The sequence below is a fragment of the Pseudomonas sp. GW460-LB5 genome, from assembly GCF_059423245.1.
The window spans coordinates 65,946-75,824 of the sequence record NZ_JBWKXT010000030.1; the positions used below are offsets into that span (position 1 = coordinate 65,946).

The 9,879-nt window shown below is 60.6% G+C and carries 8 protein-coding genes; 2 read left to right on the forward strand and 6 right to left on the reverse strand.

Features of this window, described 5'->3' with window-relative positions:
* Window positions 1–11 precede the first annotated feature (11 nt).
* On the forward strand, window positions 12–1,232 hold the full coding sequence (locus tag AC07XM_RS18685) for a putative DNA modification/repair radical SAM protein (RefSeq protein WP_016486573.1): 1,221 nt from the start codon (window positions 12–14) through the stop codon (window positions 1,230–1,232).
* Complete coding sequence (locus tag AC07XM_RS18690) at window positions 1,223–2,068, forward strand: TIGR03915 family putative DNA repair protein (protein ID WP_016486572.1); 846 nt, start codon at window positions 1,223–1,225, stop codon at window positions 2,066–2,068. The genes AC07XM_RS18685 and AC07XM_RS18690 overlap by 10 nt, the downstream gene beginning before the upstream one ends.
* 202 nt (window positions 2,069–2,270) lie before the next feature.
* Here the strand turns inward: AC07XM_RS18690 and AC07XM_RS18695 are convergent, their stop codons facing one another.
* The 6 genes from AC07XM_RS18695 to AC07XM_RS18720 form a co-directional block, all read right to left on the reverse strand.
* Entirely contained in the window at window positions 2,271–2,525 is a 255-nt protein-coding gene (locus tag AC07XM_RS18695) for a PAAR domain-containing protein (protein ID WP_016499958.1), read from the reverse strand.
* Window positions 2,522–3,340 carry a DUF6708 domain-containing protein gene (locus AC07XM_RS18700; protein WP_224372510.1) on the reverse strand — a complete coding sequence of 273 codons (819 nt, stop codon included), beginning with the start codon at window positions 3,338–3,340 and terminating at the stop codon, window positions 2,522–2,524. Before AC07XM_RS18700 ends, AC07XM_RS18695 begins: the two co-directional genes overlap by 4 nt.
* A complete protein-coding gene (locus AC07XM_RS18705) occupies window positions 3,333–6,548 on the reverse strand; it encodes a T6SS effector BTH_I2691 family protein (RefSeq protein ID WP_102689461.1) in 3,216 nt (1,071 codons plus the stop codon). Before AC07XM_RS18705 ends, AC07XM_RS18700 begins: the two co-directional genes overlap by 8 nt.
* Window positions 6,545–7,468: a hypothetical protein gene (locus AC07XM_RS18710; RefSeq protein ID WP_060516587.1), complete on the reverse strand. Its 924-nt coding sequence runs from the start codon at window positions 7,466–7,468 to the stop codon at window positions 6,545–6,547. The genes AC07XM_RS18705 and AC07XM_RS18710 overlap by 4 nt, the downstream gene beginning before the upstream one ends.
* The gene (locus AC07XM_RS18715) at window positions 7,468–9,546 is read right to left on the reverse strand and encodes a type VI secretion system Vgr family protein (protein WP_495045197.1); all 2,079 of its coding nucleotides are present in this window, start codon (window positions 9,544–9,546) and stop codon (window positions 7,468–7,470) included. Before AC07XM_RS18715 ends, AC07XM_RS18710 begins: the two co-directional genes overlap by 1 nt.
* Window positions 9,547–9,559: 13 nt before the next feature.
* Window positions 9,560–9,879 (reverse strand): DotU family type IV/VI secretion system protein (locus AC07XM_RS18720; RefSeq protein ID WP_495045199.1); only part of this gene is annotated, 320 nt, incomplete at its 5' end.

Sequence of the window (9,879 nt, forward strand, 5' to 3'; positions counted from 1 at the left end):
GAGACAGACCCATGCAACTCATCGCCAAGCTCGGCATCCTGGCCGACGCCGCCAAGTACGACGCATCCTGCGCCAGCAGCGGTGCGCCCAAGCGCAATTCGCGCGGCGGCGACGGCCTGGGCGCCACCAACGGCATGGGTATCTGTCACAGCTACACCCCCGACGGCCGTTGCGTATCGCTGCTCAAGGTATTGTTGACCAACTTCTGCCTGTACGACTGCCAGTACTGCGTGAATCGCCGTTCCAGCAACGTCCCCCGCGCGCGCTTCAGCCCTGAGGAAGTGGTACGCCTGACTCTGGATTTCTACCGACGCAATTGCATCAGCGGCCTGTTCCTCAGCTCCGGCATCATCCGTTCGGCGGACTACACCATGGAACAGCTGATCCGCGTAGCTCGGCTGTTGCGCGAAGAGCACAACTTCCGCGGCTACATTCACCTCAAGACCATCCCCGATGCCGACCCGCTGCTGATCGAAGAGGCTGGCCGACTGGCCGACCGCCTCAGCGTCAACATCGAACTGCCCACCGAAGCCAGCCTCAAGCGCCTGGCGCCAGAAAAACACGCGCATACCATCCGTCAGGCCATGGGCGTCATTCACCAGGGCCAGCAAGCCGTGGCCAACGAACCCAAGGCCCCGCGCTTTACCCCTGCCGGGCAAAGCACCCAGGTCATCGTCGGCGCCGACAGCACCGACGACAGCACCCTGCTGCGCAATGCCGAGTCGCTGTACCAAGGTTACGGCCTGAAGCGCGTGTATTACTCAGCCTTCAGCCCGATCCCCGACAGCCCGGGCAGCGTGCCCCTGGCTGCCCCACCGCTGCTGCGCGAGCACCGCCTTTACCAGGCCGACTTCCTGCTGCGTGGCTACGGCTACAAGGCGGGTGAGCTGCTTGGGCAAAGCGGCAACCTGGCGCTGGATATCGACCCCAAGCTGGCCTGGGCGCTGGCCAACCGTGACGTTTTTCCGCTGGATGTAAACCGCGCCGAGCCTGCGCTGCTGGCGCGCATTCCCGGTATTGGTCTGCGTAGCGTGCAACGCCTGGTCGCGCTGCGCCGGGAACGGCGAATCCGCTATGACGACCTGATCCAGTTGCGCTGCGTGCTGGACAAGGCGCGGCCGTTCATCGTCACCAGCGATTACCGCCCAGCCCAGGGGGAGCTGCGCAGCGGCTTGCTGCGGGCACGTTTGCGGGAGCCGCAGGCACCCGTGCAGATGGGGCTGTGGGGATGATTGCGCTCAACTGCGATGACCGGTTCGTCACGTGGCGGGATCAGGCCCGCGTGTTGCTCGGGCATGGCATCGACCCTTCGCAAGTCACCTGGTCACAAGGCCCGATGGCAGACCTGCTGGCAGTGCCTGCGTCGCCCCCCGAAGGCCCTGGCCCTTTTCGCGCCAAGGTGCCTGCCGCGCTGCTGAACCAGTTGGAACAGGCTGCGCGTTACTGCGGCGAGCAACGGTGGAACCTGTTGTACGAAGTGCTCTGGCGGGTGGCCCATGGTGACCGCACGGCCATGCTGGCGGGCGACCGATTGGGCAGTGAACTGCAACGGCGCATCAAGCAAGTCAGCCGAGAGGCGCATCACCTGCACGCGTTTGTGCGCTTCGTGCCGTTGCCAGAAGCGTTGGCAGAACGGCTGCAACTTGATCTGGTCGCCTACCACGAACCGGCGCATGACATTCTGGAGAGTGCCAGCCCCCATTTTGCCGATCGCCTGGGGCGTTTGCGCTGGTTGATCGCCACACCACAGGATGGCATTCGGTTCGACGGACAGGTGTTCGATTACCAACGCCGGTGCCCCGAGCGCTGGCAGCAATGGGCGCGCAACGCTGAAGACCCGGGTGCCGAACTATGGCGCACCTATTACCGCCATACCTTCAACCCCGCCCGCCTCAACCCCGATGCCCTGCGCCTGCACATGCCCGGGCGGTTCTGGCGGCATTTGCCGGAAGGCATGCTGATACCGCAACTCGAAGGCCTGGCCCGCCAAGGCAAACAGCGGGACGGCCAAGCCCTTGAAATTGCCGCCAAACCCGGCAAACAGATCAACGCGCCAGCAGATAGCTGAAAAACTAACTGTCTCACATTGTCTTGCATGGCGTCTTAAGGCTTGCACGATCACTGTGCGGGCGAAGCGCGGGCCATCCACCGCGTTGCCTGCTGGTACGGCGCAAGTCCAGGTCACACACCATCTTTGTGGGAGCGGCTTTAGCCGCGAACACCGGCGTAGCCGGTGCCATCCACTTCAATACCTGCTTCACAAGCCCCTCTTACAGCAGCCACCCGGCATCCCCCTCCTCAAGCACACCACCGTGATCCGTCCGGTCGCCTTTGCGGGCCACCGCCGCACCTTCGATCAGGAAATGCCCGGCCCCACTCTCTATCACCGCGCCACAGGTGGTCCGGTCACCTACCCTGGCGACCGGCCTGCCGTTAAACGTATACGTAGCGCTCCCGCTTTCGACCTGGTTTACCCCATGCAGCGGACAGTTGTGTTGGTGGCCTACAAGTACAACCGGATTCATAGGGCTTCTCCTTCAGACGGTGCAGTACGGGATTCGCGGTCAATGTCCGCTGGCCATTCAACCTTTGGCGCCAGGCAGTGCATGTGGCTCAGACCATCGTCGTCGTTCCAGTCGCGGGGTGGGTGCACGAACTTTGGCAAGGCTTCGGGGCCTTGTTGCATGAACAGCCGGGCGATGGCCCAGTAGGCTTCACCCTTGTATAGGTTGGAGGCGAACTCCACGCGATCGATGACTTCGTTGGTTTCCGGGTTGCGGACCGACAGCTTGACATTTTCGATAAGGCCGCCGTGGCCGGGAGCGTAGACGCGGTAAACTTCCGCGGTTACGTCGTCCCAGTTGTAGGCGACAGGTTTTACACCCCAGTGCTTACGGCTGAACAAGTAAACGTAATGGTATCGGAATTGATAGAAATAGACCTTCCGCCGCAGACGATTAAAGCGAATGGGCTCGTCTCTTGGCAGCATCAAATCTAACTTCACAACCGAAAACACACCTCCAAACCAAACAAGAGGTCCAATAATCAGTATAACGTACATCATCCATTCACGCGTCCAGCCATAACTCAAGACAGTCCAGTACAACCACAGCGTCAAACCAAAAAAGAACAGTAATGCGGGAATACCGAGCAAGGCCAGAACGCCACGCAATATTAGAGTGGACCTCGATAACTCCAGATAGACATCGTCAATATGGTTCGGCGACGGGCTGATATCCTCCAGATTGAAACGGGGGACTGTTTCTTCATCCACATGCGGCAGATCATGGCTCCAGCCCAATTCTCGCTTCCATAAAACTCTTGACTCACGCTCAATCATTCTGCCTCCGGTTACATACCTCGGCATACGCACTGTCTATAGTACGATCTGGCCAAAACATTACTAGTAATGTCGCTGCTACTACGGAGTGACTTCCTATCGTCGGCAGAAGCTCAACAACTCCAGAAATCTCTAGACTCGTTAACTCTTGATCACCTGCTACCGCGATATGCAATTTTTTTTCAAAAGCGATATCACTCTTGTAGTCAGGAAGGCGCGGTGAAGAAAAATCAGAATAGTTAACCGATTGGGAAACAGCACTAAAAGAAGCATGGCACTCTTCACCAACAAGGATTTCCCCGCCGGAAAACTCTGGAAAATCTCCATCTCCATGGCGATGCACTATCAAACTCCAGCTATACGCAGAGTCATTTTCCCTATACCTAGGCAAGACGATCTGAAATTTCAGTTTATGCTCTACTTCTAACCCAACCAACCCACCTATCCGAGGCACTGTCGGGTTGGTTATGAGGCTTGACTCAAAGTGCAGCTTAGCTTGCATACCCAGCGTTGCAGCATTGAGCTCGGCAAAAGCTATATCCGCATATTCTGGAGTGTCCCAATGAATAATAGGCGTTTCATCTGCTTTTCCAAAGCAGCATCGCCTTGCCCAACGCTCCAGTAGGTCTGATTCATTTCTTTCAGCTTGTTTGCTCGCCGTATATGCTAACAGCACCAGTATCACAGCAATACCTAATGGGCCAAGCAGAGAAGCATTGAATACCGCTCCTGCAAAGAAAATGGCTCCGGTCCCAAAAGTCGCTGCAGAGAAATAGAAATACGCCATCGCTACACTGTCACCCGCTGTAGTAGCGCGTTTAGCAGATGAAATAGCCTGAGCGGCTTCGATAAACCCAGCAACAGAGCTTACTACCGCCCCCAGCCTTATCAAGGCCCCTCCAGTGGCTACAGCGGCTTTGGTCCACGCCCCCCCCATTCGGCCAGCAGTTGACCTCAATACAAGTCCAACCACCTCAAGTTGCCCTCCCAACAGTCCCAATTGCGAACCTTGCAATGCCAATTTTGCTTCGTAAGCCTTCGGCCCAATCTCCGCTTCCGCTTTTTCCTGATTCCTGCTCAGAGCGTCATGCTGCAAATACAAGCCACCTATAGCCAGCAGCAACTCCCAACTGCCTGCCGCTCCACGCAAGCCGCTAAAACCAGTTCGCACCAACTGCGCCGCCTGCTGGGAAGTAATACGCATGCCCTGCAACACCTTTCGCGCATTCGACTCGAGCGTCCCCGCCGCGACCGAGACCTCCACCAAGGTACGCTGCGCCAAGCTGCTCGCCTGGGTCACCTTCATGCTGGCTTCCTCAATCAACCGGCCACGCACGTCTTCAGCGGTGCCCTCGACCCACACCGTTACGCTGATCATGGTGTGGGTAAACCGCGGGTCCAGCACGGCCAGGCTCATCAACCCGTGCTGGATGATCGGCCGCACCTTGTTCCAGGCCTTGGTCGAATGAATGTCGATGTCATCGATGTTGCGATGCATCCGGTCCCTGGCCTCGGCAATCGAGGCATTGGCCTTGTGCTGTAATTCGCGTAGATGAGCACTCTGCAAGGCGTAGTACTCCCCCAGCTTCATCTTCACTTCCAGCTCGATGAGGTGCACGCCGTTGTACAGGAACTGGGTTGCACTGTTCAGGTGCCGCACGGCGGTCTGAATGCCAGGTGGCAAATTGGGCGACAAGCGTTGGCTGGCGGCGTTGAGCGCGCCTTGGGTTTCGGCAATGGCCTGCTTGAGGGTGTTGCGCATGCGCAAGCCGGCATCGTCGCTGGCGATGATTTTGCTCAGCATCGAGTAAAGCTTGTCGCTGTCATTCCAGTTGATGGTTTCGGCAGCAGAAAAGCTGGGAAGCAGGCCAGCCAACAACGTACGGTCGCGCATCAGCAATGCGCGGTAGGGTGGGCTGTCTGGATCCTCTAGCCATTTCAGCCAGAGGGTTTCGCTGGTGCCGGCCGCAGGAGCCGCGCCAGGCACAATCGCCTCGGTAATCCCGCCACCCAGGCACAGCGCCATGGTCTTGGCATACGCTACGCCAGATTCACGATGATCGCCGTCGTAATCATACTGCTCGGCCACCTTGAACATGGGCGTGTCGAACAGCGCGGCGTAAGCACGGGCGTCCTTGTCGATGAAGCGCTGGAACTCGGCTTCCTGCTGGTCATACCCGGCCTGGAACGCCGCCCGTTGCGGTTCGTGGTAGCGCTGTTCGAGTTTATCGTCGCTGTCCTTCATCGCTTGCTCGACCATGCGCGGCCGCTCTACCGTCGGATCAACCGGTACAAACGGCCCTCTACCCGCCATCGGCTCCAGCGAAGGCACCTTCTGCGCCGCCCACTCCCGCTGCGTGGCGCGAATGGCCTGCAGGATCTGCGAAGTCTGTAATTGGTAGGCGCGCATGGGGTCCTCACGCCAGAGCTGACGCTTCACCACCCAGTTCAGGCGCTGATGGTTGAACTCTTGAATCAGCCCAACGGTATCGTCGAGCACCACCGCCAGCACGCCGTTCTCCAGCGTGTGCCGGGTCATCGCGTTGACCAGATAGCCCCGCATGGCAAACCGGCGCAGCCAGCGGCTGTGAAACCCATGTGCACTGTCGAACGGTGAGCAGCCGCGCTGTGCGTACTCGAACACCTCCTTGTCGACCTGCAGGTTGTCGGGCGTCATGGCAATGCCCAGCAATTCAGGGTTGTTGCGGGCTTGGGTCAGGTCGACCCCCTCGAAGCGGTGCGCGGGCGCCTGGCCCTTCTTGTAGGCATTCAGCACGCTGACCGGCCAGGCATCGCTGGAGAAGGCCAGCCAGGCTGTGCCATACCGGTCGGTATCAATGTTCAGGAAGGCAGAAGGGATATCGTGGTTTTCATTCACGCACTTTTCAGGCAGCGATGCGGGCAGGCCGTCTGACGGTTCATAGGGGTTGAAGCGGCGCAGGTGGCCCTGTTCGCTGACTTCGTAGGCATGCCAGACCTGCTGGTCCAGCAGCACATACAGGTAACCCATGCGCAAGGTGCGCAGGCCCATCTTGGCTGTAACGTGCAGGCTACCGGCGACGGTGGTGACGCAACCTGGGCGCGCATCCGGCACCAGGGCGCGGCGCAGCGGCAGGATCGGCAGGCCCTGGCGCTCGCAGGACATGCACTGGTCGTGCGGCAGCCCGGCTTCGGCTGCCGCAATGGCGATACGTTGGCTGAGGGTCATAAGCGCCTCTCGGCTTCAGGTAGGGGATCGATCAGATGGCACCATTGCGCCTCGGAGTAGCGGGCGAGCATCGGGGCGAGCGGTCGGTGATCGCCGACGGCGGCGTCTACCATCCTGCGCACCGCGGCAACGGTATGGAGCCTGGGGTGGATGCACAGGTGATGGAGGGCAAACACCACAATGTCTTCCTGTGTGCTCAAGCCCAGTCCGCGAGCGTCATCGATATGGTTGGATACACGCACGGCGGCAAATGGCGGTATCTGGCAATGGCTCGCGTCGTGCGAGCCCGCGCGCAACACTCTCCACATAGCCAGCACTTGCTCGATCAACGGCACGTCATCCTGGATGCGCCGGGCAGGCCCCGGCAAAGGATGGCGCTGCCCACTTTGCCCTTTCAGGCTCGACAATCTGCCGCCACTGCTCAGGAACAGCCAGTTGCTGACCGGCCACCACGGGCCTTGCTCGACCCGTTCGAACGTTGCTGCAAGCAATTCCAGGCGAACAGGTTCGTAGACCGGATAGAAGCTGAACGCCCGCTCGGCATTGGGTATTCGACACAGGGCCGAGACATGGGCGGCTAGGGTGACCGGCGCAGCCTCACTGAACAGCCAGCCGCTCAGGTAGCGACGGCGCTGATGCAGCCCTCTTTGCGCTGTGCGCGCGGTCAGCTCCAGCAGCGTGCGGCTGGGCATCGCTCCGGGTGAGGCCAGGCATACCAGTACCGGGTGCAGGTGGGGTGCATGGGCCAGATCAGCCCTGTGCACTCGGGTCAACGCGGCCTCGCCCAACGCTTCGCGCAGTTGTGCAAGCAGTGCATGGTCGCTTCTACCCGCGATGGCAAGGGGGTCTATCAGTACATGACAATGCAGGTGCGCCGCATGGTGCCCTTCTATGATGTTGGCCAAAGCCTCGCTACTCATCACGACTTGGCCTCGCACTGGTTGCTGGCGTCAGGCGTAAGCTCAAGTGGCTCGCTACTGGCGTTCCCTTCGCCAGTCGCCTTGGTCTGCCCCTGCAGGTCGAGTGTCAAGCCGCTGATGGTAATGCCCTGGGCATCCAGCACGATGCTGGCGCCAGGGCTTCTGAACTCGATGCGTTCACTGGCCAGCAACTGATAGACCGTCGTGCGTTGTTGCACCCCCTGCCCGACGCTGATCGATTGAGCCCCTTTGATCACAAGCTCGCTGTTGTTGCCGATGACAACCCGCTGGTTGGCCCCCGTTGTCTGGCTGCGGTTGTTGCCCACTTGTTCGTTCAGGTCATGCTTGATGTCCACACGGCTGTTTTGCCCAATGACCTGGGTATGGTCACGGGCCGTGTCCTGGCGGAAGTTGCTGCCGATGCTCAGTTGCTCATCATTACCGACCTGCTCCACGCGATTGCGCCCAATAGTCGTGGTTTCGTCATTGCCCACCACATTGACCTGGTTCCTTTGGGCATGGATGAACACTTCTTCTTTGCCCAGTTCATCCTCGAAACGCAGCTCGTTAAAACCATCGCCCTTATGGGTCTGGCTCTTGATGGTCATCCGCGTCTTGTGCTTGGGCAGGTCATACGGCGGCAGCTGATTGCCACAGTAGGTGCGCCCGGTGATCATCGGCTGGTCCGGGTCGGCGTCGACGTACTGGATGATCACGTCCTGGCCAATGCGCGGAATGGCCATCGAACCCCAGCTGCCGCCGGCCCAGCCTTGCGACACGCGTACCCAGCAGGAACTGAACTCGTTGTCCTGGCTTTCCCGGTCCCAGGGGAAGCTGACCTTCACCCGGCCCCATGGGTCGCAGTAGATCTCCTCGCCCTTGGGCCCCACCACCGTTGCCATCTGCGGGCCGTCGATGCGCGGCTTGGGCAACGGCGCCGGGCGCCATTCGGTTCTGCCGGGCACCAGCACAGCCTCTTGGCAGTAGCGGGTACCTTGCCGGGCACCTGCAGCTTCCTCCTGAAGGCTGGTGAACTGGGTGCCTTCGTGGTGCACGCGGCTTACCCGCCAATGCCTGTTCAGGTCTTCGCGCGGGTGCCCGATCAGGGTGAAGCTCAGCCCCGGCTGCAGGCGCACATCGTCGCCTTCCACCTCGGCCATGCGAGCGTCATGGCGCCAGGCTGTGATGCGGGTGGCAGTGAAGGGAGCGCCGACGGCCTCGCGCTTGTAGCGACCGGGGTAGTCGAAGCGCTCGTACGTGGTGGACTGGTGCCTGAGGTCGCTGCCCTCGGCACGCTGCTCCTGGCGGTAGGCCGGGTGGGTGAAGGTGTAGTCGCGCTGCACCTGGCGCGCGGTACGTACCTGCTCGCTGTAACGCAGGCGGCGCAGGCACGGCCTGGCCTGATCGCCGCCGCTGTTGGCGTGGTACAGCACCTGGTTGGGGTCGGTGTCGTCCGGCTCGAAAAAGCCTTCGTCATCGTCATCGGGCTTGATGGCGCCCTGGCTGAGCTGCCCCAGCCCCAGCAGCCGGTCGGTGATGAGCAGCTTGTGCAGTTTTGGCGTGTGCTCGAAGCGGTAGATGAAACCCTCTTCGGCGGCCAGGCGGGCGATGAAGTCGAGGTCGGTTTCACCGGCCTGCACGCAGAACTCGCGCACCTCGTGCTTGTCGATGCTTCTCAGCTCGTAGCCGGTGATACCCTGGCGCTTGAGCATGATCTCGAGAATCTGCGGCACGGTTTTCTGCTGGAAGATGCGCCAGTTCGAGCGCAGCCCGGCGCGGGCCAGCACGGGTTCGACCAGGGCGCGATAACGGGTGCGATGGAAGCCCGTTTCACCCTGGCTGAAGGTGCTGACCAGGCCGTGCACGTAGCGCAGCGGGCGCTCGCCGTGCCAGATCGTGAACAGCACCGGCTTGTCGAGCAACTGACCGAAGTCGACATCGTCTTCAAAACTGACCAGTTCCAGCTTCAGCTGGAAAGGCGTGCTGATGGCTTCGTCCAGCTCGAACGACACCACTTCGAATTCACTCCGGCCCACCAGCGGCTGGAAGGTAAAGCGCAAATCGGATTGGCTAGGCATGTGGCGTCCCCTGCTACTGCTGCAGAATCGCGTCGAGCGATTCCAGGACTTCGGCGGTGAGCAGGTCAAGGCGGTAGCTGTAGTAGCTGTAAGCGCAGACCATGGCGACGGCCGAGATCACCAGCGGGCTCCACCAGGGCCACTCCCAGCGTCGCGGGCGGTGGGGGCAATGAACGACGTTGGTGTAGGGGTCGCACACCTCTTGCGGCAGGGGGCCACGCAGTTCGCGGATGACCGTGTGCATGCGCGAGATCAGGGCGTTGATGATGTCTTCGCACTTGGGGTCGAGGGCGTGCTTGCCCCGCAGGCCCAGGCAGAAGCAGTAGTACAGGA